At 45.3% G+C, this 26086-nt stretch carries 19 protein-coding genes and 2 pseudogenes; 3 read left to right on the forward strand and 18 right to left on the reverse strand.

Annotated elements, in window-relative coordinates:
- The first annotated feature begins 9 nt into the window (after positions 1–9).
- Positions 10–543 (forward strand): DUF2799 domain-containing protein, encoded by a 534-nt coding sequence (locus tag VTAP4600_RS10025; protein WP_102522666.1) that lies wholly within the window; start codon positions 10–12, stop codon positions 541–543.
- Positions 544–596: 53 nt separating this feature from the next.
- Here the strand turns inward: VTAP4600_RS10025 and recR are convergent, their stop codons facing one another.
- From recR to VTAP4600_RS10055, 6 genes are all read right to left on the reverse strand, one after another.
- Complete coding sequence (gene recR, locus VTAP4600_RS10030; protein ID WP_102522667.1) at positions 597–1196, reverse strand: recombination mediator RecR; 600 nt, start codon at positions 1194–1196, stop codon at positions 597–599.
- A gap of 42 nt (positions 1197–1238) precedes the next feature.
- Complete coding sequence (locus VTAP4600_RS10035) at positions 1239–1568, reverse strand: YbaB/EbfC family nucleoid-associated protein (RefSeq protein ID WP_102522668.1); 330 nt, start codon at positions 1566–1568, stop codon at positions 1239–1241.
- Positions 1569–1722: 154 nt separating this feature from the next.
- Positions 1723–3978: a DNA polymerase III subunit gamma/tau gene (gene dnaX / locus VTAP4600_RS10040; RefSeq protein WP_102522669.1), complete on the reverse strand. Its 2256-nt coding sequence runs from the start codon at positions 3976–3978 to the stop codon at positions 1723–1725.
- Between the two features lie 98 nt (positions 3979–4076).
- The gene (apt, locus tag VTAP4600_RS10045; RefSeq protein ID WP_102522670.1) at positions 4077–4622 is read right to left on the reverse strand and encodes an adenine phosphoribosyltransferase; all 546 of its coding nucleotides are present in this window, start codon (positions 4620–4622) and stop codon (positions 4077–4079) included.
- 137 nt (positions 4623–4759) lie between these two features.
- The gene (locus tag VTAP4600_RS10050) at positions 4760–5125 is read right to left on the reverse strand and encodes a YbaN family protein (protein WP_102522671.1); all 366 of its coding nucleotides are present in this window, start codon (positions 5123–5125) and stop codon (positions 4760–4762) included.
- A gap of 392 nt (positions 5126–5517) precedes the next feature.
- Positions 5518–6573 carry a response regulator gene (locus VTAP4600_RS10055; protein WP_231897785.1) on the reverse strand — a complete coding sequence of 352 codons (1056 nt, stop codon included), beginning with the start codon at positions 6571–6573 and terminating at the stop codon, positions 5518–5520.
- A gap of 299 nt (positions 6574–6872) precedes the next feature.
- Between VTAP4600_RS10055 and VTAP4600_RS10060 the strand changes: the two genes are divergently transcribed.
- Positions 6873–7748 carry a LysR family transcriptional regulator gene (locus VTAP4600_RS10060; RefSeq protein WP_102522672.1) on the forward strand — a complete coding sequence of 292 codons (876 nt, stop codon included), beginning with the start codon at positions 6873–6875 and terminating at the stop codon, positions 7746–7748.
- An 89-nt stretch (positions 7749–7837) separates the two neighbouring features.
- Here the strand turns inward: VTAP4600_RS10060 and purF are convergent, their stop codons facing one another.
- The 11 genes and pseudogenes from purF to fabB form a co-directional block, all read right to left on the reverse strand.
- A complete protein-coding gene (gene purF / locus VTAP4600_RS10065; RefSeq protein WP_102522673.1) occupies positions 7838–9352 on the reverse strand; it encodes an amidophosphoribosyltransferase in 1515 nt (504 codons plus the stop codon).
- A gap of 33 nt (positions 9353–9385) precedes the next feature.
- Positions 9386–9877: a CvpA family protein gene (locus VTAP4600_RS10070; protein WP_102522674.1), complete on the reverse strand. Its 492-nt coding sequence runs from the start codon at positions 9875–9877 to the stop codon at positions 9386–9388.
- A 61-nt stretch (positions 9878–9938) separates the two neighbouring features.
- Positions 9939–10214 (reverse strand): annotated as a pseudogene (locus VTAP4600_RS26685) (SPOR domain-containing protein); the annotation flags it as partial.
- Positions 10215–10264: 50 nt separating this feature from the next.
- A pseudogene (locus VTAP4600_RS26690) lies at positions 10265–10484 on the reverse strand (cell division protein DedD); the annotation flags it as partial.
- A complete protein-coding gene (folC, locus tag VTAP4600_RS10080) occupies positions 10474–11748 on the reverse strand; it encodes a bifunctional tetrahydrofolate synthase/dihydrofolate synthase (protein WP_102522676.1) in 1275 nt (424 codons plus the stop codon). The gene folC and the pseudogene VTAP4600_RS26690, both read right to left, overlap by 11 nt.
- Before the next feature lie 41 nt (positions 11749–11789).
- Positions 11790–12716: an acetyl-CoA carboxylase, carboxyltransferase subunit beta gene (accD, locus tag VTAP4600_RS10085; protein ID WP_102522677.1), complete on the reverse strand. Its 927-nt coding sequence runs from the start codon at positions 12714–12716 to the stop codon at positions 11790–11792.
- Between the two features lie 192 nt (positions 12717–12908).
- Complete coding sequence (gene truA, locus VTAP4600_RS10090; protein WP_102522678.1) at positions 12909–13700, reverse strand: tRNA pseudouridine(38-40) synthase TruA; 792 nt, start codon at positions 13698–13700, stop codon at positions 12909–12911.
- A 103-nt stretch (positions 13701–13803) separates the two neighbouring features.
- On the reverse strand, positions 13804–19023 hold the full coding sequence (locus VTAP4600_RS10095; RefSeq protein WP_102522679.1) for a FimV/HubP family polar landmark protein: 5220 nt from the start codon (positions 19021–19023) through the stop codon (positions 13804–13806).
- A gap of 247 nt (positions 19024–19270) precedes the next feature.
- Complete coding sequence (locus VTAP4600_RS10100) at positions 19271–20284, reverse strand: aspartate-semialdehyde dehydrogenase (protein WP_102522680.1); 1014 nt, start codon at positions 20282–20284, stop codon at positions 19271–19273.
- Positions 20268–21413 (reverse strand): 4-phosphoerythronate dehydrogenase, encoded by a 1146-nt coding sequence (locus tag VTAP4600_RS10105; RefSeq protein WP_102522681.1) that lies wholly within the window; start codon positions 21411–21413, stop codon positions 20268–20270. The genes VTAP4600_RS10100 and VTAP4600_RS10105 overlap by 17 nt, the downstream gene beginning before the upstream one ends.
- Before the next feature lie 197 nt (positions 21414–21610).
- Positions 21611–22822, reverse strand: coding sequence for a beta-ketoacyl-ACP synthase I (fabB, locus tag VTAP4600_RS10110; protein WP_102522682.1), 1212 nt, complete (start codon positions 22820–22822; stop codon positions 21611–21613).
- A gap of 56 nt (positions 22823–22878) precedes the next feature.
- Between fabB and mnmC the strand changes: the two genes are divergently transcribed.
- Complete coding sequence (mnmC, locus tag VTAP4600_RS10115; protein WP_102522683.1) at positions 22879–24984, forward strand: bifunctional tRNA (5-methylaminomethyl-2-thiouridine)(34)-methyltransferase MnmC2/FAD-dependent 5-carboxymethylaminomethyl-2-thiouridine(34) oxidoreductase MnmC1; 2106 nt, start codon at positions 22879–22881, stop codon at positions 24982–24984.
- 120 nt (positions 24985–25104) lie between these two features.
- Here the strand turns inward: mnmC and VTAP4600_RS10120 are convergent, their stop codons facing one another.
- Complete coding sequence (locus VTAP4600_RS10120) at positions 25105–26034, reverse strand: NADP-dependent oxidoreductase (protein WP_102522684.1); 930 nt, start codon at positions 26032–26034, stop codon at positions 25105–25107.
- Between the last annotated feature and the right edge of the window lie 52 nt (positions 26035–26086).

Consider the following 26086-nt stretch of genomic DNA (forward strand, 5'->3'; position numbering starts at 1 on the left):
ATACACGATATGAATAAACCCCTAATAGGAGTGCTCCTCCTTAGCAGCGCATTTTTGTCTGGCTGCACCAGTATGAGCCCAGAAGAGTGCCAAGTCGCTAATTGGCAAACCATCGGATACAACGATGGTAAAGCGGGCTTCGATCAATCACCACTTAATGACTACATCAAGGATTGTGGCGACGCTGGATTTTCGGTAAACAAAGAGGCGTGGCAACATGGACAACAGCTAGGCAATAAAGTCTATTGTGCGCCTGAAAATGGTTATCGTGTTGGTGTGGCCGGTGAAACGTACCGAGGGGTATGTGCCAACGAGCAATTCGTCAAACAATATACGCTTGGTTATGAAGTCTATGAGCGAAAACAACGCTTAAAAGAGATTAAAACTGAGTTAGATGATATAGATAGGCAACTCAAAAATAGCGACAATCTCGACAGCGATACGCGCAAATACTTGCAAGAAAAGCGTAAGCAATTAGCGAACGAACGAACCACTCTCCTTCGCAAACCAAGTAACACTTACCAGTTTTCGTTTGAGTTATAAAATTTTGATAGAAAAAAGCTGCGGTTTACTCATAGAGTTAGCCGCAGCTTTTTTTATAGCTTTTGTCGACCAAGTAACGAGTGGGACAGAGTCGTCCCATCTACTAAATCAAGCTCGCCCCCCATTGGTACACCATGAGCAATACGCGTCGCATTAACTTCATGGGCGTGGCACAACTCGGCAATGTAATGCGCCGTTGCTTCGCCCTCTACCGTGGGGTTGGTTGCTAAAATCACTTCTGTAATATCACCATGACGTAATCGGTAATCGAGTACATCCAATCCGATATCACTTGGGCCAATGCCATCTAATGGCGATAAATGCCCCATTAACACAAAATAACGACCAGAAAACTGACCTGTTGCTTCAACAGCCGCGATGTCTGACGGGCTTTCCACCACACATAATTGGCCATTAGTTTGTCTTTTAGGATTCAAACAAATATTGCAGGTTTCTTCTTCAGTAAACGTGCGGCATTCACTGCAATGGCCGATTTCAGTCATTGCTTGTGCTAAGGCTTCCGCTAGTTGAAGACCACCTTTTCTGTCTCGCTGTAACAAATGAAAGGCCATACGCTGAGCCGACTTGGGGCCAACCCCAGGTAAGCAACGTAAGGCCTCCATCAATTGTTCCAGCATATGGCTGGTACGCATTGTTTATCTACTTAGTTGAGTTTTAATATCATCCACTAAGGATTAGAAAGGCATCTTCATACCCGGTGGTAGTTGCATACCGCCAGTTACAGAGCCCATCTTTTCTTTTTGCGTTTCTTCAATGCGACGAGAAGCGTCGTTGAATGCTGCAGCAATCAAGTCTTCTAGCATTTCTTTGTCGTCTTCCATCAAGCTTTCATCAATGTCGACACGACGAACGCTGTGGCTGCCAGTAATCGTCACTTTAACAAGGCCAGCACCAGACTCGCCAGTGACTTCCATTGTTGCGATTTCTTCTTGCATTTTCTGCATACGATCTTGCATTTGCTGGGCTTGCTTCATCAAGTTGCCCATACCGCCTTTACCAAACATTGCTATTCTCTCTGGTCTATATTGGGTTACGAGTTATTTATGGGGTTAAAAGCATCCGCTTTCAACCTCATACTCTATTAAGTTGAATCACTATTGACTTGTTATCTAATAAAATCAAACGTAACTCACCACATTAACGATCATTTTACCGCGACTAAATTGGCCTTACGCTGTCTCTATCCAACTCTGCAGCAAAACGTCTTTGTATAAATTGTACATGATGATCGTCATTTAAGCTCTGGTGAGCTTGCTGAAGTTTACCTTGATACAGGGCTTCTCTTAACTCCAGCGGCGTTTGGCCATCTTCACCGATGCTCACAGTCAGCTCACATGCTTCGCCCAATACATCACTTAGGCTCTGCGCTAAATCTTGCTGAGCTTTCTCTGTATTCAGGTGTGCATGGCTTTGGCGCAACGTTAATTGAACCTGACTGCCTTGCTGCTTAAACGATGAATTAAGCGCTAGCTGCTCAACCATTTTTGCGGTCTCTAGCTTATTAGCAAGGGCTGCCCAATGATCTTGAGCGAGTGACTCTTCGGCTAATTTCAACGCCATCTCTGGGGTTTTAATATGCTCTAGGGCTCGCTTTAATTCACTTGGTGTCAGCTCTTTTTTTACTTCAACCGGTACTTCTTTGATCGCTTTCCATTGATAAGGTTCATTATCTTTTACAACCTCATCGACAGGGCCTGGTAACTGAGGACGCGACGCCTGCCCAGATGGCGCTCGTTGAGCAATACGCTCAATGGCCGTCTGCTTTTTGTTTGCGGGAGTCGCGCTAGCCTTTTTTGAACCACCAGTTGTTGGAGAGCCTGTGCTGCTAGGAGCAGAAGCACCGCTGCCTCTTTTACTTCGTAACTGATGACGCAACCCCGACATTGGCGCTTTGTTCTCAGGAGCCGGAGCACTTGGTTGAGCTTGTGGTTCTGCTGCATGCGCCTCTGTATTGTTTTGTTGTTCATAACCCATCATCTGAGGCTCATAGCCCATAGGTGGCGCTGATTGTGCTCCCTGCTCATCATATTGAGCGTATTCAGGAGGCATCATGTCATGAGCTGCAGGTGGCCTTTCGTAAGAAGGCTGTTGAGCTTGTGATGGATGACGAGACTTCGGCATGCTCTCGGTAGCCTGAGAGGCTTGAGCGTGGCCCTGAGTTGCTCTTGGGTTAATCACAGGTATCGACGGTGCTGGCTGAATAGGCGGCGCTTGAGCGATGGCCTGTTGCGATATAGCAGGCTGCGCAGTTTGCTGTTGAGTGGCACGCGGCGCCACAGGTTCAGCGGGCGCTGTAGAAACGTTAATTTCAAGTGATTGAGCTTGTACAGGCGCTGGTTTAAACGCCATCATTCGCAACACGACCATCTCGACACCCATTTTTGCTGTCGGTGCGAGTGGAATATCTTGTCGGCCTTTTAATGCAATTTGGTAGTAAAGTTGCACATCTTGAGCCGACAAAACCTGCGAGAGCATTTCGATTTGTTCTGCATCTGGCTGTGCCTTATCAAGCGTGGCAGGCAGTGCTTGATACATAGCAATACGATGTAACTGAGCCGCTAACTGTTGCAGTAAGCCATCCCACTCAACTCCATTTTTTGCTAATAGATCCAGCTTATCCATTGCGACTGTCGCACTTTTTTTGCTAATCGCCTCTAATAGATGAATCGCTTGATCCGTATCGAGAGTCCCAAGCATATTCGCAACGGTTTCGACATTTACCACGCCATTACCAAGCGCAATGGCTTGATCCGTTAAACTGAGTGCATCACGCATACTGCCGTCTGCAGCATGAGAAATCATCCCTAAAGCACGGGATTCTGTCGTCACTTGTTCATGCGCTAAAATGTGGTCAAGCTGCTCATGAATTTGGTCAACACCAATGGGTTTTAGGTGGAACTGCAAGCAGCGCGACAAAATGGTAACGGGTAGCTTTTGAGGATCCGTAGTAGCAAGCAAAAACTTAACGTACTCCGGTGGTTCTTCCAGTGTTTTTAACAGCGCATTAAAACTGTGACGAGACAGCATATGTACTTCATCAATCAGATAAACTTTAAATCGGCCACGAGCAGGTTTGTACTGCACATTATCTAGCAGCTCTCGCGTGTCTTCGACTTTTGTTCGTGATGCGGCATCTATTTCCAATAAATCAACGAAGCGACCTTCATCAATTTCTCGGCAGGTAGCGCACTCACCACAGGGGGTCGCGGTAATCCCTGTTTCACAGTTAAGTCCCTTAGCAAAAAGGCGTCCAATCGAGGTTTTCCCCACCCCACGAGTACCACTGAATAGATACGCATGGTGAAGGCGATTTTGCTTAAGTGCATTCTCTAATGCCGTAAGAACGTGAGCCTGACCAACAACTTGATCGAACTGGTTCGGGCGCCACTTGCGCGCTAAGGCTAAATAGCTCATTTAAAATATCCGATTGGGGGAGATGGTGCTAAAAGCTAAGAGCTAAAAGCTAAGAGGTCTGTGCGAAGCTTTTCACTTCGCACATCTAGCTGAGGCAATTAGTGACCGTCAAACTCACAAATGCTGTAAACCGTTAGACCCATTTCTTGCAAACGAGTTTCACCACCGATTTCCGGCAGATTGATAACAAACGCTGCGTGCTCCACTTCACCACCTAACTGGCGGATAAGCAGAGTTGTCGCTTCAATTGTACCGCCTGTTGCTAGCAAGTCATCAACTACTAGCACTTTATCGCCCGCATCAATAGCGTCCGTATGAATTTCCAGCGTATCAGTGCCGTATTCTAAGTCATAAGTCTGTGCAATGGTGTTACGAGGCAGTTTACCTGGCTTACGTACTGGTACAAAACCAACCCCTAACTCCAATGCCAAAGGAGCACCGAACAAGAAACCACGAGCTTCCGTTCCAACAATTTTTGTAAAACCCATACCTTGGTACTTCTCAACCAATAGCTTAATGGTCGCGCGATAAGCTGCCGGATCTTCCATTAAGCTGGTCACATCTCTAAATAGAATGCCTGCTTTTGGGTAATCAGGAATGCTTTTGATGCTAGCTTTAATTTGGGCGATGGTTTGTTCAGTCATAATAGTCGTCTTTATATCTCGGTTGATCGACGTCAGGTAGCAGATTGAATGCCGACAACACGGTGGCGCCTGTACGTAATCTACAGACAATAAAAAATAACGCCCACTAAATCGAGCGGGCACAGTTCTCTTTAATGTTAGTGATTTTCTTGATGGTCAGCAACCGGATCGTGAATGGGTACACGACGAAACCAAGTGATCAAGACCACAAGCACGACAACTAAGAATATCTTCACCCAATACAATGGGGCTAACACAATAGAAAAAGAGAAACTGATTGCTATAAACCAATACGCACGATGTTTGACCGCTTTCGTGACGGCCCCATGTTGATGCCAATTAGTAAGAATAGGGCCAAATGAAGGGTGGCTGTGCAGCCAATGGTGAAATTTAGGGCTACCGCGCATAAAGCAGGCACTAGCCAATAATAAAAAGGGAGTCGTCGGTAAAACAGGTAATGGGATGCCTATAATACCGAGTAACAACGCAAGGCAACCTATCAGGTTGAAAAAAGCACGTTTAATTGCAATAACCGACTCCGTTTATTAATTAATGTCCGTTAATCACTTGCAGCAGCGTCAATGTTGCTGGAAGTGTAGGTATTAATAACACGGCAATAAAACCGATAAAATAAAAAATGTTATATGGGTCTTTATGAGCTTTGTTTGATTCCATGACTTCCTCACTATTTATGATTATATTGCTTCATCAAGGCTGACATCATGTAAGCCCGCAAAGCTTTATTATTAGTTAAGAATATAGCTCAATCTTTCGTGGGCAAAAACCCAACAACATCATGGTTATTAACACTATTTTAACCAAAAACAAACCCAGACAAACACTTACACGAGTATCTGCCTGGGTTAATTAGTTATTTAATGTTATTTCTCAGCCGTCAATTCACATTATTTGGGGATATATTCAAACTAAAACTGACGCTGCCTAGTCTGTTCAAGTTCAGTTGCCCTCCCCCTAACATGTTCAATTGCTGAAACAGAGCCGTTTTAGCGCATCCATCTCCCATTAAAGTACCTGGCAGTATATGCGTGCTCATGCTTCCGTTAGCCCAAACACATTCAAGACCGGTCGATGCTATCGTAATCGACCCATCAGTCATATCAGCAACGCCAAACAGCCCTTTTATAGGCTCAGCATAGTCTGAACAAGCAATGCCTTTTTCAATAGCGCTTAACATTTGCTTTAAGTCGATAAGTTCGTGCGCTTTGTTACGAAGATAATCATTGAACAAGGCACGAATCAGTAATGTTGTCGCAACAGATGACTCACCGCCAGACGAAGCGTCAACCATGTAGAAAACGAACTGACCTTCCATGACCCAGGCATAGTCAATAACAAACGGGAGTTGCTCTGAAGACTGCAACAAACGATAGCTGCACTTCCAACCACCTTGTGTGGTATCTCGGTCTGGAAGTAAGGCCTCTAACAGTTGTCGAGCCATATTTGGATTTTCTTGCAACTCACCCAAGTGCCAATGCAGTTCTTGTTCTTCTGGTAACTGTCCATTGGAATCGACTCTAAACCATTGGCTTGCGAAGTCCCTTTGCTCTGCATCGATATCTTCTGCATCTGACATCGTGTTCTCAATCGCTCCTTTTAAGTGATTGAGATCAGTAATAGGTTTGGTTAGGAAATCCTTAATACCGAAACGCAGTGCTCGTGCCACATCAGACATCTCTTCGGTAGCAGACACAACAATCATAGGCAAGGATGGGTACTCCCAACACACCTCTTCGGCAAATTCGATTCCATTTAATATCGGCATAGATAAATCACAGATGACCAGATCAGGCACCTGCAATCTCAGTTTCTGTAATCCATCTAAGCCGTTAACTGCTTCCATTACTTCATAGCCTAGTTTGGCCAAAAAACCGCTGATCATTGTACGAAAAACGGCATCGTCATCAACAATCATAACTACAGGCTGTTGCATACTCACATTTGTAACCATTTGATGTTCTGTAAAATTTTGCTTTACTAAAGACTTCATAATAAACCAACCTCAAAGACCGTGACTCATTTTTATTATTATTGTTCTACTCTAAAAAGTAGTTCCTATTTACTAATTTCTCAACCTCTGTTGGACAAGCAAATTCAGACCTACGCCTCAAAGTGATAAATTTATCGCTAAGTTCTTGATACAGACAGGGACAAAAATCTTGACTTGAAACAACACCAATATGGAAACATAGGTTACACTTCTAAGTTCCGCACCCATTCTGTGTCTTTATAATGAAACTAGATGATCTAAATCTATTCCGCCTTGTTATTGAAAACGGTAGCTATACGGCAACCTCCCGGAAAACTCTAATACCGGTAGCAACAATCACTCGGCGTATTCAAGCATTAGAAAATTCGCTAAATTTGCGACTTCTTAATCGTCATGCAAGAAAGCTGGCACTCACAGAAGCGGGAGAACGCTTTTATGAAGAGTGTTCACCTTTGTTACAACAACTTGCGAATACCGCTGAGTTCATCACGGATGATTGTAAAGGGGCATCGGGAAAACTCAGAATTTCCGCTCCGTCCAACATTACCAAGCGCATGATCATGCCCATTCTCAATGAATTCATGGTTGCGTACCCAGATATTCGTCTTGAGCTTACGATGACAAACCGGGCGGATGAGCTAGACGCAACAGAGTGGGACGTGATTTTTCGCGTTGGTCCACAGCGCGATTCAAGTTTGATCGCTCGTAAAATCAACTCTGTCGAAGACGTACTTGTTGCAAGCCCTGACTACCTCAAGCAAAGCAGACCTCTCAACCATGCAGAAGATCTTCGCGAGCACGCACTGTTAAAAGGTAGTCCATTAATGCGTTGGCAGCTTTCAAATAATGAAGGGGAAACGGTAACAATTAATGAACGTGGCCGACTAGAAGCCAGTGAATTGAACGTCGTTCGTCGAGCGTGTGCCGCAGGGTTAGGAATAACACTGATGCCAAATGTCATGGTTGACAACTATATAGAAAACGGCGAATTAGTGCGTGTATTAAGCAGTTGGGTTTCCAATCAACGAGAAGTGTACATGCTGTACAATCACAAAGATCACCAACCTGAAAAAGTTCGCTTACTGATTGATTTCTTTAGCCAGCACTCCATCAAGTAACATTCTAGGTAACCCAGACACGAAAAAGCCAGAGCAACTGCTCTGGCTTTTTAATGCGTCGACTATACAATCGGCTTAGTCCATAAGACTTAAGCGCCTTCGTTGTGCATTTCTAATGAGGCAAGGTCTTGCTGAATATCACGTTGAAATTTCGCATCGTCGTTACGTAGTGATTCAAGGAATTCTAAGTACTCTTGATTAACATCACCTGTTACGTACTCACCGTTGAATACAGACGTTTCAAAACGAGCGATATCCGGGTTACCGGTACCGACTGCCGCAACGAGGTCGTCCAACGATTGATACATCAGTGCATCAGCACCAATCATCTTACAAATTTCTTCGTTATCGCGACCATGAGCAATCAGCTCATTAGCACTTGGCATGTCAATGCCGTAAACGTTAGGGAAGCGTACTTCAGGAGCCGCTGACACCATATAAACATTTTTAGCACCCGAATCACGAGCCATTTCAATGATTTGCTCAGACGTGGTACCACGTACGATGGAGTCATCGACCAACAACACGTTTTTGCCTTTGAATTCAGAGCGAATAGCATTGAGCTTACGACGAACTGATTTCTTACGCTGTTGCTGACCTGGCATGATAAACGTACGGCCAACATAACGGTTTTTCACAAAACCTTGGCGGTATGGTTTGTCGATGATTTGAGAAATTTCTAGTGCGATATCACAAGACGTTTCAGGAATTGGGATAACAACATCGATATCCAAATCTTCCCATTCCGTTTTAATTCTCTCGCCCAATTTTTTACCCATTTCGCCACGAGCACTGTAAACAGAAACTTTATCGATGAACGAATCTGGACGAGCAAAGTAAACAAACTCAAAAATACACGGGTTCACTTGTGGGTTCTCAGCACACTGCTGTGTATACAGTTCACCTTCAAATGTCGCGTAGACCGCTTCACCTGGAGCAACATCGCGAACGAAGTCAAAACCAACCGCATCAAGAGCAACAGATTCTGAAGCAACCATATATTCCGTACGGCCACCTTCAACTTCACGCTTACCAAGGCAAAGAGGACGAATGCCGTTAGGGTCGCGAAAAGCCACCATACCGTGACCAATGATCATTGCTGTAACCGCGTAAGCACCACGAATTTGCTTATGCACGTGTGAGATTGCAGTGAAAACTGAATCTTTTGTCACTTCTTTCGTTAGGTCGATTTCGTGCGCCAAGATATTCAACAACACTTCTGAGTCAGAAGTGGTATTTACGTGGCGGCGTGCAGTCTCAAACAAAGTTTCACGAAGTTCATGAGCATTGGTCAAGTTACCATTATGCGCAAGCGTAATACCGTAAGGCGAGTTTACGTAAAATGGCTGCGCTTCAGAAGCACTTGAACTGCCTGCCGTTGGGTAACGAACATGGCCAATACCAACCGTACCCTGAAGACGTTGCATATGCTTAGCTTCAAATACATCTTTTACTAAACCGTTCGCCTTTCTCAGACGAAAACGATTGCTTTCGATGGTAATTATACCAGCGGCATCCTGGCCACGATGCTGTAACACAGTCAAGGCGTCATAAATCGACTGATTTACAGGAGTTGTACCCACGATTCCAACAATACCACACATGCATTAAACCCTCGGTTTGCGGCTAAGCTGGCGCTATACCGCGCCAGACAAAAAACTAGATGTTTGCTGTAAGTGCTCGAAAAACGGCGCTATGATTCGACTAAATTCCGGAATCAGTTGCGAGCCTTTCCACCACTCTGAACTTGGTAATGCAGTAAATGCATCCATAAAAAACAAGATTGCCGAAACAATTAACACGCCTCTTAGCCCGCCAAACACAACGCCTAAAATACGGTCCGTTCCTGACAAACCCGTTTTTTGCACCAACTGACCTATCACATAGTTCACAATGGAACCAACCACTAGGGTTGCGATAAACAGTGCTGCAATCGCCGCTCCGTTTCGAAACATGTCGTCTTGAATATTAGTGAAGTACACGGCTAATTTTGCGTAGTACTGGCTGGCAATGAAAAACGCACCAAACCAAATCACCAATGACAATGCTTCTTTAACAAAGCCACGAACTAAACTGATCAAAGCCGAAAGGCCGATCACCCCTAAAATGACAAAATCTATCCAAATCATCTGATACACATCTTAAGTTGGCGCGCATTTTAACAGAAAAATGCGCGACGCAAACGTTTTCTTATGGGTTAAGTGGTTTAAATTTGAGCAACTGGCCTTTTGCACCGGTGATTTTTTGTAACTCTTTCACTTGTCGCTCAAGTTTGGGCTTAGATACATCAGGACCAATGATGACTCGAGAGTATCCGTTTTCTTGCTTTATGTGCGCTTGATAGCCACGCTTTTGTAAATCGGCAACGAGCTTCTTGGCGTTATCGACATTTTTAAGCGCCATCAATTGAATAATCCATGCACTGTCTTGATACTGGTTTTTCTCTGGGACCGTTTTTTCAACCACAACAAGCTGTTCGGCTTTTGACGATTCACCCGCAGCTTCTGGCTGAATCGTGATCTCAACTGGCGACTCAGGTAAAGAGACGTCGTCTTCTATCGGATCAAGTACCTCGAAAGACTCGACCTCACTTTCTTGTACCGGCTTAATCGGAATGCTCGCCAGATCTTCTTGGTAATGCTCTTTTTTACCATCCAATACGTCGGGCAGCACGATGACGCCGACAGCGACAAGAATAATTGTTCCGACAAGTCGACTTTGAAATTTACTGGCCATCCGTCTCCCTTTTATTTTCCCAGTGCTCTAACACCGCACCAACGGTATGAAATGAACCTACTACAACAACAAGATCGTTTTCATCTGCCGCTTCAATAGCAGAGTTAAATGCCTCGACTGGATTTGTAAACTTGCCTGCAAACTGAGTCAGGTGTGGAATCAGTTCTTCAACAGTTGCCGCTCTTGGCCCCTCTAATGACGCTGGATACCAAATAGGCGAAAGCTGAGATAAGGTCGCTAACGTTGCTTCAATGTCTTTGTCATGCAGCATAGCGACAACCAGATGCAGTTTAATGTCTGTATAACGCTTTTGCAGTTGATCAACCAAATATTGCGCAGAGTGCGGGTTATGCGCAACGTCCAACAACACTTTTGGTCTGTCACTCAATTGCTGCATTCGACCGGATAATTTTGCCTGCTTTAGTCCATTGACAATATTCATGTCTGTTAGTTCTAGCTCAGCACATCCTAGCGCCATAATTGCCGTTGCGGCATTAGGAAGTGGTAAGCCCGGTACAGGAAGATCATCCAACGTAAAGTTGCCTGATTTCCACGTCCACTTATCACCCTGCTGCAAATAGCTAAACTGGATACCTACTTGATGTAATTGAGCACCGATGTCGTCTGCGTGACCAGCAACCGTTGCCGGCGCTTTAGGTTGACCACATATGGCCGGTTTACCCGAACGGAAGATACCCGCTTTTTCGTAACCGATAACGTTAATGTCATCGCCTAACCAATCGACATGATCAACCGCTAAACTGGTGATCACCGAGACATCATGGTCAACCACGTTCGTCGCATCTAGGCGGCCACCTAAGCCTACTTCCAATAATACGACTTCTACTTGCTCCGTTTGAAATAATCTCAAAGCAGCTAAAGTGCCATATTCAAAGAAACTTAAACTAATTTCACCACGTTGCTGTTCGATAAAATCGAATGCTTGGCTGTGTTTTTCTTCAGGCAGTTCTTCACCGTTTATTCGAACTCGTTCTGTATAACGAATGAGGTGAGGAGAGCTATAAACTCCAACTGAGTAACCCGCGTCGAGCAATATTGCTTCCATTAACGCGCAGGTTGAACCTTTGCCATTCGTTCCGGCAACGGTAATAACGATAGGAGCAGGCTTAATTAGGGAGGCTCGCTGTGCAACAGCTTGAGAACGCTCCAATCCGAGATCGATAGCGCTAGTATGGATATTTTCTAAATAATGAAGCCACATCGAAAGAGGTGATGTGGCTTTAGGTACTGTAATTTGACTCATTAAAACGTTAACCAATCCGAAAGGGTTGTTTTATGAGTACTTTACTCTTTTTCTTCGACAACTGGTACTTCGTATTCTTCCTTAGCTGGAGAATCGTTAACCGAAACCACCATAGGAGAATCAACACCCGTCATTTTAGCCAATAAGCCACCAATGCGTTGACGCATTTCACGACGGTCTACAATCATGTCAATTGCGCCGTGATCAAGTAAAAACTCACTGCGCTGGAAACCTTCAGGAAGGTCTTCGCGAACGGTTTGTTCAATAACTCGACGACCAGCAAAACCAATCAGCGCTTTAGGTTCACCAATGTTGATATCACCCAACATTGCTAAACTGGCTGAAACACCACCCATCGTTGGATCGGTCATTACTGAGAAGAATGGCAAGCCCTTTTGAGACAAACGCTCTAGTGCCGCACTGGTTTTCGCCATTTGCATCAGAGACATCAATGCCTCTTGCATACGAGCACCACCACTGGCAGAAAAACAAACCAAACCACAGTTATTTTCAATGGCTGCTTCAACCGCACGCACGAATCGTGCGCCGACAACAGAACCCATTGAGCCACCCATGAAGGAGAATTCAAATGCACAAGCAACAACCGGAATTCCAAGCAATTCGCCTTGCATTACAACCAAAGCGTCTTTCTCGCCACTTTTCTTTTGTGCAACAGAAATACGCTCTTTGTAACGCTTAGTATCTTTGAATTTCAGTTTATCTCTAGGTTCTAGCTCATTAGCCAGTTCCACGCGATTATCTTGATCCAAGAAACCTTCTAAACGGCGACGTGCTCCTACTCGCATGTGATGATCACATTTCGGACACACTTCTAGGTTACGCTCTAATTCAGCGTAATAAAGTACCTGCTCGCAAGAGGTACATTTTGTCCACACACCCTCTGGGATGGATGCTTTACGTGAACTCGCAATACTGCTTTTATTAAAAATCTTTTCAAGCCAACTCATCGAAGACCTTTTCTCTCAACTCTTTCGCCTCATTGCAAAAGATATAAATTTAGAATCTGCGTCAGGATTAAACCACAATATTGGGCTACTGTGGATCAAAAACTGGTTGTACCTATTTTAGGACAGCGATAATGTCGATAAATTGCACCTTTTCAACTGCTTTGGTTCACAGTTTTGTGTCAAATTATCGCACTACAGGGTCTCAGGAAGAAACAGAGGTCCAATAGGTTCCGAAGGCAGGTCAAAATGTTCGGGATAGTCGACGTCAACTAAGTACAAACCTTCGGCTTTAGCCGTTGCACTTGCTAGCTTTCGATCTTTCGATTCTAATAACCATTTGAACCATTCCGGCTCTTGTTCACCCCGACCTACCGTGATCAAACTGCCTGTTATATTTCTCACCATGTGATGAACGAAAGCATTCGCCTTGATATCAATTACCACATAATGACCATGACGTGTCACGTTCAAATGAATCATATTCCGCCAAGGGCTTCGGGACTGGCAATGAATCGCTCGAAACGAAGTGAAATCATTTTCACCAAGTAAGTACTGCCCCGCTAATTGCATTCTTTCTACATCGAGTTCGCCATGATAATGGCTGATGCCTTTTGATAGAATACCCGGACGAAATGCATGATTATAGATCACGTAACGATAACGCCTGGCGGTTGCTGTAAATCGAGCGTGAAACTCATCAGGAACTTCTTTTGCCCATCGCACCGCGATATCTTTTGGCATGTTGGTGTTTGCACCCATGGTCCACGAGGTAAGCTTCCTTACTGCTGTGGTATCAAAGTGTACTACTTGCCCTGTTCCATGAACTCCAGCGTCTGTACGCCCCGCACACTGCACTTCTACAGGATGATTTGCCACAATAGACAAAGCTTTTTCCAACTTTTCCTGCACACTTACTACGTCGCGCTGCTTCTGCCAGCCGTAATATTTTGCACCATCGTACTCTATGCCTAATGCTATGCGCATCTTTATCATCCTCTTTACCAAAACGGGGTGAGTATAATACCAACCAATAAAAATGCCAGCTTGCTTTCGCTCACTGGCACTTGTTTATCTGGCTAAAGGCACTCTATGACTTATTCAATTTGTCGATAAGTGCTTTAGCTTCTCTGCGAACCTCATCATCACCGTAAACAATCGATTCTTCTAATAGCTTAATCGCACCTTCAGTATCGTTCATTTCGACGTATATTTTGGCTAAGTCTAGCTTTCCAGCGGCTTCACTGTTGTCATCAACATCAAAGGGTTCTACTTCTCCGAGCACGTCTGGGAACTCATTCAAGCCAACGTCTAATTCAAGCTCTTGAGCATCTAGATCTGGCTTTTCAACTTCCGCTTCTTCTCGTTCAACCTGAGCCATTAGCTCGTCTACACTCATGAACGAAGGTTCTTCTTCTTGTTGATTTGAAACATCAGGTTGGTTCGACCAATCTTCGGCATCAAGCTGTGGCTCGTCAAACGCGTCGGTATTGCCCCAAACTTCTTGATCTTCTTCCGGCACATCTTCAGATATAGAGGCTTGTTGTTCAGGAGTCAGGTTGAAGCCGTTCCAATCTTCACCACCGACATCAAGCATGGCTTCAATATCGAGTCCTGCACTGTCTATCGTTTTACTGTCTAGCGGCTGATCGAAGGCTGGGAAATCACTCGTTGATGGTTCAGATAACAGTTCGGCTACTGTTGCTGATTCATCAAACTGCTCAATTTCTTGCGCACTGATGGTACGCTCTGAAGCAGCAGGCACCTCACTCGCTGGCGCGTCTGGAGCTGCTGTTTCTGAGCTATCTAGTTCAAGGTCAATAGCATCTAATGCTGACTCTTCATCGAACACTCCTAGCTCATCATCACCAATTTCAGGTAATTCTAGCTCTGGCGATGCAACCTCTTCAGGTGCGAGCTCTGCGGGTTCAAGGTCAATGGCGTCTAACGCCGACTCTTCATCGAACACTCCTAGCTCATCATCACCAATTTCTGGTAATTCTAGCTCTGACGACGCGACCTCTTCATGTGCGGTTTCAGGCGCTTGCTGAGTTTCAATTTCTGGCTGTGGTGTTTCAGTGGCGGTCGTCTCTTCTTCAGAGATCTCCGCATCAAACGTTTCCGCCTCTGGTTGAGCGAACTCTTCTGGTGCGAGCTCTGCGGGTTCAAGGTCAATGGCGTCTAACGCCGACTCTTCATCGAACACTCCTAGCTCATCATCACCAATTTCTGGTAATTCTAGCTCTGACGACGCGACCTCTTCAGGTGTGGTTTCAGGCGCTTGCTGAGTTTCAATTTCTGGCTGTGGTGTTTCAGTGGCTGCAGTCTCTTCTTCAGAGATCTCCGCATCAAACGTTTCCGCGTCTGGTTGAGCGAACTCTTCTGGTGTCAGCTCTGCGGGTTCAAGGTCAATGGCGTCTAACGCCGACTCTTCATCGAACACCCCTAGCTCATCATCACCAATTTCTGGTAACTCTAGCTCTGGCGACGCGACTTCTTCAGGTTCTGTTTCAGGCGTTTGCTGAGTGTCAGCTTCAGTAGAAGACGCTAAAGCTTCCTCTACTGGAGTACTGTCTACGACATCATCCAGTTCGTCTAAATTTACATCATCAAAATCCCAATCATCATCTTGAGGCATACCAAATTCATTTTGTATGGCTTCAGGCATTGGATCTGTAGGGACATTTGATTCTGATTCAGCCGCTTCAGGAGTTGCTGGCTCTGGCGTTTCTTCTAACGGCGCAGGTTCAGCTGCTTCAGGAACCACTGGGTCTGGCGCTTCTTCTACCGGCACAGGTTCAGCCGCTTCAGGAGCCGATGGCTCTGGCGTTTCTTCTAACGGCGCAGGTTCAGCCGCTTCAGGAACCGCTGGCTCTGGCGTTTCTTCTAACGACGCGGGTTCAGCCGCTTCAGGAGCTGCTGGCTCTGGCGTTTCTTCTAACGGCGCAGGTTCAGCCGCTTCAGGAACCGCTGGCTCTGGCGTTTCTTCTACCGATGCAGATTCAGCCGCTTCAGGAGCTGCTGGCTCTGGCGTTTCTTCTAACGGCGCAGGTTCAGCTGCTTCAGGAACCACTGGCTCTGGCGCTTCTTCTACCGGCACAGGTTCAGCCGCTTCAGGAGCCGATGGCTCTGGCGTTTCTTCTACTGGTGCTGGCTCAGCGACGTCAGGCTCTGGAGATGCTTGTTCTTGGGCTTCCAGTTGCGCTTCTTCAAACCCAGGTAGCACCAGCTCTTCATCATCACCGTCATCGTCTTGTTCTGTGAACGCTTCGGCTTGCCAATCCTCGACTGGTTCTGACAATTCAGATTCAGGGGACATTGAAGTCTGCAATGCACTTTCATCTAAAGACTTAGTAGCGACATCACTAACATCTGAGTTAAATTCACTCGTTTCAGATGCATCGTTATTTTCGACACCTTGATTCGCGGGCTCTTCAGTAATGAAACTGTTGACTTCATCTTCATCAGATTCAGCCGTTTCTGGCTCAGGTAAAGGCTCTTGTTCTAACGAGTTTGATGAATCCAGATCATGATTCTCTCCCATCAATGCATCAAGCGGCTCGTCTTCATGACCTTTTAGAGAGAAAGCCGAACTAGGATCATCAATAGGAGCTGGCTGATAATCACTGGCGTCATCTAGTGCTGTCGTTTCATCTGAAATATCGCCTTCAGGTTCAGTCTGCTCTTTCGCTTGATCTAATTGCTGCTCAAATGATGGCGCCTGCTCGAGCGAAGAGGATTCATCTTGAGGGGCTAATTGATCTTGAGGGTCTAATTGACCTTCCGATTCAAAACTTATTTCGTCTAAATCGTTTTCCAAATCAGAGGCAGAGTCGAGAAGTTCCTCTTCGAGCCCATCAAACACATCATCCAACAAGTCAGTACTATCGGAATCAACGACAGATTTGTTGTCTTCGCCCAACACATCTTCCAGTAGATCGGTACTGTCTTGAGCAAGTTCGGGAATATCGTCGTGCTCATCTAATACGTCATCTAGTAAATCGATGCTGTTCTGATCAAGCACTGGGGTATCTTCGCTTTCGCCTAAGACATCATCCAGTAAGTCGATGCTGTTCTGATCAAGCTCTGGCGTATCCTCGCTTTCGCCTAAGACATCATCCAGTAAGTCGATGCTATTCTGATCAAGCTCTGGGGTATCTTCGCTTTCGCCCAAGACGTCATCCAGTAAATCGATGCTGTTCTGATCAAGCTCTGGGGTATCTTCGCTTTCGCCTAAGACGTCATCCAGCAAATCGATGCTGTTCTGATCAAGCTCTGGCGTATCTTCACTTTCGCCTAAGACGTCATCCAGTAAGTCGATGCTGTTCTGGTCAAGCTCTGGGGTATCTTCGCTTTCGCCTAAGACGTCATCCAGTAAGTCGATGCTGTTCTGGTCAAGCTCTGGGGTATCTTCGCTTTCGCCTAAGACGTCATCAAGCAAGTCGATGCTGTTCTGGTCAAGCTCTGGGGTATCTTCGCTTTCGCCTAAGACGTCATCCAGTAAGTCAATGCTGTTCTGATCAAGCTCTGGGGTATCGCTTTCACCTAAGACGTCATCCAGTAAGTCGATACTGTTTTGGTCAAGTTCAGAGCTTGACTCAGAACCCGCCTCTGTAATTAGATCGTCAATTGAGTCTTGATCATCACTCAAATCGAAATCGGTACCCATCAGTTCATTGATTAAATCATCATCTGATTGTTCAGCGCTCGAGTTCTCAGCCAATAGATCATCAATTTCCGACGCATCAGCTTCTGAACTATCAGAATCGCCGTCAGATAGTAATGTACCAAAATCTAGATCGTCTTCGCCTTCTGTCGAATCTATTCCAGAGAAAAGATCGTCAAGCATTGATTGGTCAAGACTTTCAGCTTCAAGTTCTTCCGTTGGTGCATCTCCAGCAAGCAAGGCATCGATATCGTCATTCGACATACCCATGTCTTCGTCAGACAAATCAAACTCGCTATTAAGAAGATCGTCTCCCTGCTCAATTTCAGGTTCTATACCGTCAAGTGCGCGTTCCATTTCATCAAGGCCAAGTGCTTGCTCATCGCCATCAACGCTGATGCCCGTCGCACTTGTATCCAAGTCAGAAACCTCTGAACCCAGATCACCATCATCACCAATGCCCGCAAAGGGATCATCACCGTCTTCATCGTCTAAGTTGAAATCTAGATCGCCGTCATCTAAATTACCGAATATGTCATCATCAGCCGCTTTATCCTCAGCAAGCTCCGATTCGTCACCGAATAATTCATCATCCAAATTCAGTTCAGAATCTTCGATTTCACCAATGAGTTCATCTTCTAAGTTAATTTCTTCGAGTTCATCAGTTGGCTCAGGTACTGGTTGTACAGGCACCTCTTTTTGTTCGACATCTTCGTCAGCATCATCACGTTTACGATTAAGCAGCAGAACAACAAGTAAACCGATCAACAAACCAGGAATTAAGGCTAACGCCCCCAACAGCAGTGGATTAGACATGATGCGTTCCATCATAGAAGGCGCATTCTGCTGCATTTCAAGCTGCTTCATTCTTTCCGCAGCGAGCAGTTTCTCGACTTCTAGACGAATTCTATCTTCATCGCTAAGCTCTTCTTTGAGGTTCTCGACTTCATTTTGAACATCGGAAAGCATCAGTCTCAACTGGTGATTTTTTTCTTCCAGTGACATGAGCTCAGCTTCAGACATATCAAGTTTGTCTTTTAAAACGCCGGGAGCTGCATTGGTGTTGTTCTGTTTAACTGCCGACTCGGGCTTTGATGGCTCGACTTTAGCGGTCTGGCCTTTCGTAGAGTCAACTTGTGGTTTATCTGATGTTGATTTTTGCACTGCTGGCTTAGCAGCGGCATTTGATGTGGCTGGCTTAGTAACCGTGGTTGGCGTTTTGTTCAAGCGCGCCTGATGAGCAGCCATGACTTTGACGGCATCTGCCGTCGACTCAGACTGAACTTGCTCTAATGAAGGTATTCTTAATGTACTGCTAGGAACCAGAGTATGAATATTCTGATTTTCAAAAGCTTGTGGGTTTAAGCGATAAATAGCCAGCAAGGTTTGTTGGACAGAAAGACTATTAGCTGGCCTTAATTGGGTCGCGATACTCCATAAAGTTTCATTGCCACCGGTTGGGCCATAAAACAAAGACGGTTCATTGGCCGAAGCACTCGGATTAAATTGCTCAGAAAATCGTGGCGAAGTGGTAACTTCACCATTGGTACCAATTATTCTGATAGCTTCAGCTTGGACTACTGAAATTTGAGTCGAGACTATCAGAAGCAAGGGCGTTAAAAAACGCTTAAGAAAATGATGCATATAAGGTCAGCTTTCTTGCTCTGTATGACTGAATAATAATGTGATCTACTAAATATATCGGATAAATACTGTAAAACTATAGGGTCAGACGTAAAAAATGTGTGTCTAGCTTGATATTCGTACCATTCTGATTCAAAAAAAAGCCATTAGTACAAATATCCAGCACAAAAAAACCTTACATACAGAGTGTATGTAAGGCCTACCCATTTATCTATTCTTCTTTAAGCTAAGTTCTACTCGACTCAAATTAGAAATAATCGCGGATCAGAACTTCCGCAATTTGCACTGCATTTGTTGCCGCGCCTTTACGGACGTTATCCGCAACCACCCACATGTTAACGCCACTGTGATGGCTGATATCGGCACGAATTCGTCCAACCATGACGTGATCTTTACCACCAGCATCTCGTACTTGTGTTGGGAAGTCGTTGTCTTTAAACACTTCCACACCGTCCGCATCAGTCAAAAGCTGAATCACGTGATCTGCACCAATTGGCATGCGTGTTTCAATGTGTAAGGACTCTGAATGACCGTAAAATACTGGAACTCGAACACAGGTTGGGTTCACCATGATAGAGTCATCGTTCAGAATTTTTTGCGTTTCCCAAACCATTTTCATTTCTTCTCGGGTGTAACCATTCTCAACAAATTCATCAATTTGCGGAATGCAGTTAAACGCGATTTGTTGGTTAAAGGCATTTTGCTCCGCTGGGCGGCCGTTCAACAAGCTTGCCGTTTGGCCTGCTAGTTCATCGATACCTGCCTTTCCTGCGCCAGAAACTGACTGGTAAGTAGATACGTTAATACGCTCAATTCCTACTTCATCATGAATAGGCTTAAGAGCCACTAACATTTGGATAGTTGAACAATTCGGGTTGGCAATGATATTACGGTTACGAAATTCAGCAATCGCTTCAGGGTTCACTTCCGGAATAACCAGCGGTACATCGTAGTCGTAACGGAACTTAGAGGTGTTATCGATAACCACAACGCCTTCATCGGCTGCAATGGGCGCCCATTTCTCTGACAGATCACCGCCTGCGGAAAACAATGCTATGTGAACTTGAGACCAGTCGAAATCTTCAACATTCTGAACTTGCACAGTTTTACCATTAAAGCGCGCAGTTTTGCCTTCGCTTCGCTCACTTGCTAGCAAGAAAATTTCACCTACAGGGAAGTTTCTTTCTTGCAGAACTTCAAGGATAGTTTCACCGACTGCGCCTGTTGCACCTAATACTGCAACGTTAAATTCTTGGCTCATTTCTCACCTCAATTTGAAAACCTAATTTAGCCAGCGGTTCAAGATTACACTCTCGATTGCCAACTAATGTGATTGCACTGTACTCGCGTCTGTCCCAGTATTGCTTACGCATTTCATCAAACGCGCCTGGATTTTCTATCTGACGACGAAAAAGTGCATCGTCTTGGCGCACATCATAAATCAACTGAGTTAAATTGTGCAGTGTTGTGTGATCCCACTCTCGTTCTAATTGCACCATTGGCACTGGGGCGACGGGCAATAAATCAGCTGCATCCGCCCTTTCTGAGCGATTCAAAAACTGGCAATAAGTGTTATAAATCATGGTTGTACCACGTGCTTTCCCTTCTAATCCGTAACCTGCCACGTGAGGCGTTGCAAAAGAAAGTAGCGGTAATAAATTCATGTCAACTTCTGGCTCAAATTCAAACACATCAAGGGCTGCACAAAACCCATCTTTCATTGAGAGGCGTTTTTTTAACGCTTGATTGTCCACTACCGGACCACGAGCCGCATTAATAAGGATCTGATTTGCTCTTAATTTTGTTAAGCGAGTTTCATCCATCAAGTGATGGGTCGGATAGTCGCTTTGCTTAGTAATCGGCGTATGCAGGGTGACCACGTCGGATTGTTCAAGCAGTTCATCAAGATCCGTAAATTCACGCTTATCACCTTCAGCCTGCTTAGGGGGATCGTTTAGCAATACTGAAATCCCCATACCTTGCAGACATTCAGCAAGATAGCTTCCAACTTGACCCGCACCAACAATCCCAACGGTTTTATCAAAGATTGAAAAGCCTTTTTGCTGCGCTAATACCATCAGTACACTGATCACGTATTCAGCTACACCAACTTTGTTGCAGCCAGGAGCCGCACTAAAGGCAATGTTTCTTTCAGCTAACAACGCTTGGTCAACATGATCCATTCCCGCGGTTGCTGTGCCGACAAACTTCAGTTTATTGGCTTTAGCAAGTAAGGCTGAATTCACTTTAGTGACAGAGCGGATCATCAAGGCGTCAACGTCAATTAGGTCATTGCACGTTAAGCTTCGCCCCGGTTTTAAAACAACGTCGCCTAAATTGCTGAATAGTTTTTCCGCATAAGGCATATTTTCATCAATGATAATTTTCATTAGCGATCAAATTGTTAGTGGTGGTGTTTAAGGTTGGTTAAATTGTGCAGCAATCACGATAGAAAAGAAATGGATTTGTATAGATATAAAAAAACGGCCTCAAATGAGGCCGCTAAACTCCAGAACAAAAGGACTGTGCCCCGCTCTCCTGGGGCAGTGTCTGGTGGATCAGCTTCGCTAATCCGCTCTAGAAATCGTTAGTCTTGGTATTTTTTAATAACAAGCGTCGCGTTTGTGCCACCGAAGCCAAAGCTGTTCGACATAACGGTTGTTAGCTCTTGCTCGCGCATTTCGGTAACGATGTCTAGGCCTTCTGCTGCTTCATCAAGGTTATCTACGTTGATGCTTGGTGCAACAAAGTTGTTTTCTAGCATTAATGTCGAGTAGATAGCTTCATGAACACCCGCCGCACCTAATGCGTGGCCAGTCATTGCTTTGGTTGCCGAAATTGCTGGACTGTTACCACCAAAAACTTCTTGGATAGCACCAAGCTCTTTCACATCGCCAACAGGTGTAGAAGTACCGTGTGTATTCACGTAGTCAACACCGTCTACTTCTTGCATTGCCATCTTCATACAACGTACTGCGCCTTCACCAGACGGTGCTACCATATCGTAGCCATCCGATGTCGCGCCGTAACCTACGATTTCACCGTAGATTTTCGCGCCACGCGCCAGTGCGTGCTCTAGTTCTTCAATAACTAGCATGCCGCCGCCACCAGAGATAACGAAACCGTCACGGTTTGCATCATAAGTACGTGAAGCCAATTCAGGCGTTTCGTTGTACTTAGTAGACAATGCGCCCATTGCATCGAACATCATGGTAAGTGTCCAATCTAGCTCTTCGCCGCCACCTGCAAATACAACATCTTGTTTGCCAAGCTGGATAAGTTCCATTGCATGACCAATACAGTGTGCAGACGTTGCACATGCAGAACTCATTGAGTAGTTCACACCACGAATTTTAAACGGTGTCGCAAGACATGCAGAAACGGTAGAAGACATGGTACGCGGCACCATGTATGGACCTACGCGCTTAACGCCTTTCTCGCGCAGTATGTCTACAGCTGCAGCTTGGTTTAGAGAAGATGCTCCGCCAGAACCGGCTACGATGCCAGTGCGGTCATTTGAAACTTGATCTTCAGAAAGGCCAGAGTCAGCAATGGCTTGCTCCATAGATAGATAAGCGTATGCAGCAGCTTCACCCATAAAACGCATTTTTTTGCGGTCAATGTGCTCAGCAGGGTTCATTTTCAGATCGCCCCAAACTTGAGAACGCAGTCCTTTTTCTTTGAACTGCTCAGAGGCACTAATACCTGATTTACCTGCTTTCAGGGACGCTAGTACTTCTTCAACGTTATTACCAATACTGGACACAATACCCATACCAGTGATCACGACTCGTTTCATGTGACATTCCTATAATTCAAAAATCCGTAAGATGATAACTAAGTTACCGAACAAAAGTGGTCAGCTTTCCCAGAAATCCGTACAATCTCGACTACTTTAAGCCAAATAACCCCAAGATCAAACCTATTATGACGACGATAAAGAACGCAGTACTTGACTGGAATGAAGCCGGAACCCCTGTTTCCGATCAATTTGATGATGTGTACTTTTCTAACGTTAACGGCCTTGAAGAAACCCGTTATGTGTTCCTTAAACAAAATCACCTGCCTGAACGCTGGCTCGACTTTGACCAACGACGATTTGTCATCGCAGAAACAGGATTTGGCACCGGCCTAAACTTTCTAGCGGCCTGGCACGAGTTTGAGGCATTTAGACAAAACAATCCGGATACAAAACTCAAGCAACTGCATTTCATCAGTTTTGAAAAATTCCCGGTAAGTAAAGCCGATTTAGTCAAAGCCCACCAAGCGTGGCCAGAGCTTGCAAGTTATGCAGAGCAACTTCATCAACACTATCCAATTGCGGTGCCAGATTGCCACCGTATTATATTGGCCGATGGCGCTATTACGCTCGATTTATGGTTTGGTGATATTAAAGATTGCATGCCAAGTGTGCCAACCAATCAAGATGGTATTGTCGATGCTTGGTTCCTGGATGGTTTCGCGCCCAGTAAAAATCCTGAGATGTGGAACCAAACCCTATTCAATGGCATGGCCAAATTAGCAAAGCAAGATTGTAGCTGCGCCACTTTTACGGCAGCCGGGTTTGTTCGTAGGGGGTTGATTGAGTCCGGTTTTGACATGAAAAAAGTCAAAGGCTTTGGCACAAAGCGAGAAATGATTGCCGGTACACTGAGTAATAAAAAACCTCATACCAATATTAAGCCGTGGTTCTACCGAAGCTCTCCGAGTAATATTGATGATGTCGCGATTATTGGTGGTGGCGTTGCCAGCGCAGCGTTGGCTGCTTGTTTGGCCAAGCGTGGCATTAAAGTCAGCTTGTATTGTGAAGATGATCAAGCAGCACAAGGGGCTTCTGGTAACCGACAAGGCGCGGTTTACCCACTGATTAACCGTTCTCATTCGGGCGCGTCTCGCGTTTTTGCTCCGGCTTTTTTGTTTGCTCGACAGTTTGTAAACCAAGCCTCTCAGTATCTTGATTTCGACTACGATTGGTGTGGTGTCACTCAATTAGGCTGGGATGAAAAAGCGCAAACAAAACTCGATAATATGATGGAGTCGGGTCTTGATGCTGAACTTCTTCACGCGCTCACACCACAACAGACCAATGAAAAGCTGGGGTTAAATGTCGACGTTGCCAGTGTTCACTACCCTCTAGGGGGCTGGCTAAGCCCTGCCCAGTTAACACAAGGATTGGTGGAAGATCTCACAAACAAAAAGCAGCTAACCGCCTATTTTAACCGCTCGATTACGAACATCAGTAAAGTAGACAATGGCTGGCAGCTTTTAAGCACCAATGAACAAGGCCAAGAGATCCATCATCAACATCAATGCGTTGTGGTCGCCAATGGCCATCAGTTTACTCGATTTGAGCAAACTCAACCCATTCCTGCTACGGCAGTAAAGGGGCAAGTAAGCCACATTCCAACCACCGACACCCTTAAGCAATTAAAAACGGTATTGTGCTACGACGGCTACATGACACCACAGAACCCGAATAACCAGCATCACTGTATCGGTGCAAGCTACGACAAAGACAATATTGACCAAGAATTTGATCCGGCTGCTCACGCCGATAACAGCGCCAAACTGGCCAAATGCTTACCTCATCAAGCATGGACGAAAGACGTCGATGTTAGCGCAAACTTGGCTCGTCAGGGCGTCCGCTGTGTAACGCGAGATCACCTACCGTTTGTTGGTCAAGTCGCCAATTTCGACAAATTGTGTAACGCGTATTGGGATTTAGCTTCATTGGCTGAAGAAGAAGCGGTACCCGTTCCAAGCTATGACAACCTCTACTGCTTCGTTGGCCTAGGTTCACGTGGTTTAAGCTCTGCTCCCTTAATGGCTGAAACCTTAGCTTCGCAAATATGTGGTGATCCGCTACCTATGTCGACAGAAAGCCTAGAAAAGATACATCCCGCTAAAATGTGGGTACGAAAACTACGTAAAGGGAAAGCGTTAGTAGAGCGAAAAGCGTAATCGCCACTTAACACCGATTCGTTAAGGCGCGGTACGCTTTTTTAGCACAAATGAAAAATCAGCCAGCTCGAAAATTCATTCGCACTGGCTGATTGTTTAGCGTTAATTTGCTAGATCGCTTTAATTCACATCAATCACTATTTTACCGCGAGTACGGCCAGACTGGCTTTGTAAATGTGCATCTGCAATTTGTTCTAGAGGAAAGCGATGCTCAATCAACGGCGTAAGTTGATCCGATTCAACCAGCTTGTTGAGTTCGTTTAGAATACGGCTGCTAGGCTCAATAAACACAAATGCAGAACGAGCATTGTGCGATTTCGCAATCGTTTCATCCGGTTGGTCCACCACTGAAACTAAAATACCACCTTCTTTAAGTAACGACCAAGATTGCTTCTGTACGTCGCCACCCATGGTATCCACAACAATATCAACGGCCTCTATCTGCTCACTCAAAGGAGCCTTCGCATAATCCACCGCTTGATCAGCACCAAATTCAACCAACAAATCTTGGTTGGCTGCTGACGCTGTTGCAACAACGATTGCGCCTTTTGCTTTTGCAATTTGGATAGCCAAGTGCCCTACGCCACCCGCCCCTGCGTGAACTAATACTCGTTGACCGGCCTGAACATCAGCCACATCAACCAAGCACTGCCACGCCGTAATGCCTGCTAACGGTAATGCTGCCGCTTGTGCGAAATCGAGCTTGGTTGATTTCAACACAGCTTCGTCCGCTTTGACTGCAATATAATCCGCATAGCTGCCATTACGATTGATAGCAGGACGACTGAATATTTCATCACCGACGTTAAACTCAGTAACGTTGGCACCGACTTCTGCCACCACGCCTGAAACATCCCAGCCCAAAGTGAATGGCATTTCGTAAGGAATAAACGCCTGTAGATACCCTTCGCGGATTTTCCAATCAACCGGGTTAATAGCCGCTGATTTTACCAGTACTAGAATGTCATCAGCATTGATCGCTGGCTTTTCCACTTGTTGCAACTGTAGCTTTTCAACGCCACCGTATTGCTGAATTTGAATTGCGCGCATAGGTTTCTCCAAAGATTTATTATTTATATCGTCGTATGACTAGGCTTGAGTT

Source organism: Vibrio tapetis subsp. tapetis (assembly GCF_900233005.1).
Classification (GTDB): domain Bacteria; phylum Pseudomonadota; class Gammaproteobacteria; order Enterobacterales; family Vibrionaceae; genus Vibrio; species Vibrio tapetis.

Excerpts from the sequence above, each read along its gene's own strand:
- VTAP4600_RS10120 (WP_102522684.1), bottom strand. The coding sequence starts at position 26,034 with ATGCGCGCAATTCAAATTCAGCAATACGGTGGCGTTGAAAAGCTACAG.
- recR (WP_102522667.1), bottom strand. The coding sequence starts at position 1,196 with ATGCGTACCAGCCATATGCTGGAACAATTGATGGAGGCCTTACGTTGC.
- VTAP4600_RS10060 (WP_102522672.1), top strand. The coding sequence starts at position 6,873 with ATGAAACTAGATGATCTAAATCTATTCCGCCTTGTTATTGAAAACGGT.
- VTAP4600_RS10095 (WP_102522679.1), bottom strand. The coding sequence starts at position 19,023 with ATGCATCATTTTCTTAAGCGTTTTTTAACGCCCTTGCTTCTGATAGTC.
- fabB (WP_102522682.1), bottom strand. The coding sequence starts at position 22,822 with ATGAAACGAGTCGTGATCACTGGTATGGGTATTGTGTCCAGTATTGGT.
- dnaX (WP_102522669.1), bottom strand. The coding sequence starts at position 3,978 with ATGAGCTATTTAGCCTTAGCGCGCAAGTGGCGCCCGAACCAGTTCGAT.
- VTAP4600_RS10070 (WP_102522674.1), bottom strand. The coding sequence starts at position 9,877 with ATGATTTGGATAGATTTTGTCATTTTAGGGGTGATCGGCCTTTCGGCT.
- VTAP4600_RS10100 (WP_102522680.1), bottom strand. The coding sequence starts at position 20,284 with ATGAGCCAAGAATTTAACGTTGCAGTATTAGGTGCAACAGGCGCAGTC.
- VTAP4600_RS10035 (WP_102522668.1), bottom strand. The coding sequence starts at position 1,568 with ATGTTTGGTAAAGGCGGTATGGGCAACTTGATGAAGCAAGCCCAGCAA.
- folC (WP_102522676.1), bottom strand. The coding sequence starts at position 11,748 with ATGAGTCAAATTACAGTACCTAAAGCCACATCACCTCTTTCGATGTGG.
- apt (WP_102522670.1), bottom strand. The coding sequence starts at position 4,622 with ATGACTGAACAAACCATCGCCCAAATTAAAGCTAGCATCAAAAGCATT.
- VTAP4600_RS10105 (WP_102522681.1), bottom strand. The coding sequence starts at position 21,413 with ATGAAAATTATCATTGATGAAAATATGCCTTATGCGGAAAAACTATTC.
- truA (WP_102522678.1), bottom strand. The coding sequence starts at position 13,700 with ATGCGCATAGCATTAGGCATAGAGTACGATGGTGCAAAATATTACGGC.
- VTAP4600_RS10025 (WP_102522666.1), top strand. The coding sequence starts at position 10 with ATGAATAAACCCCTAATAGGAGTGCTCCTCCTTAGCAGCGCATTTTTG.
- purF (WP_102522673.1), bottom strand. The coding sequence starts at position 9,352 with ATGTGTGGTATTGTTGGAATCGTGGGTACAACTCCTGTAAATCAGTCG.
- VTAP4600_RS10055 (WP_231897785.1), bottom strand. The coding sequence starts at position 6,573 with ATGCAACAGCCTGTAGTTATGATTGTTGATGACGATGCCGTTTTTCGT.
- accD (WP_102522677.1), bottom strand. The coding sequence starts at position 12,716 with ATGAGTTGGCTTGAAAAGATTTTTAATAAAAGCAGTATTGCGAGTTCA.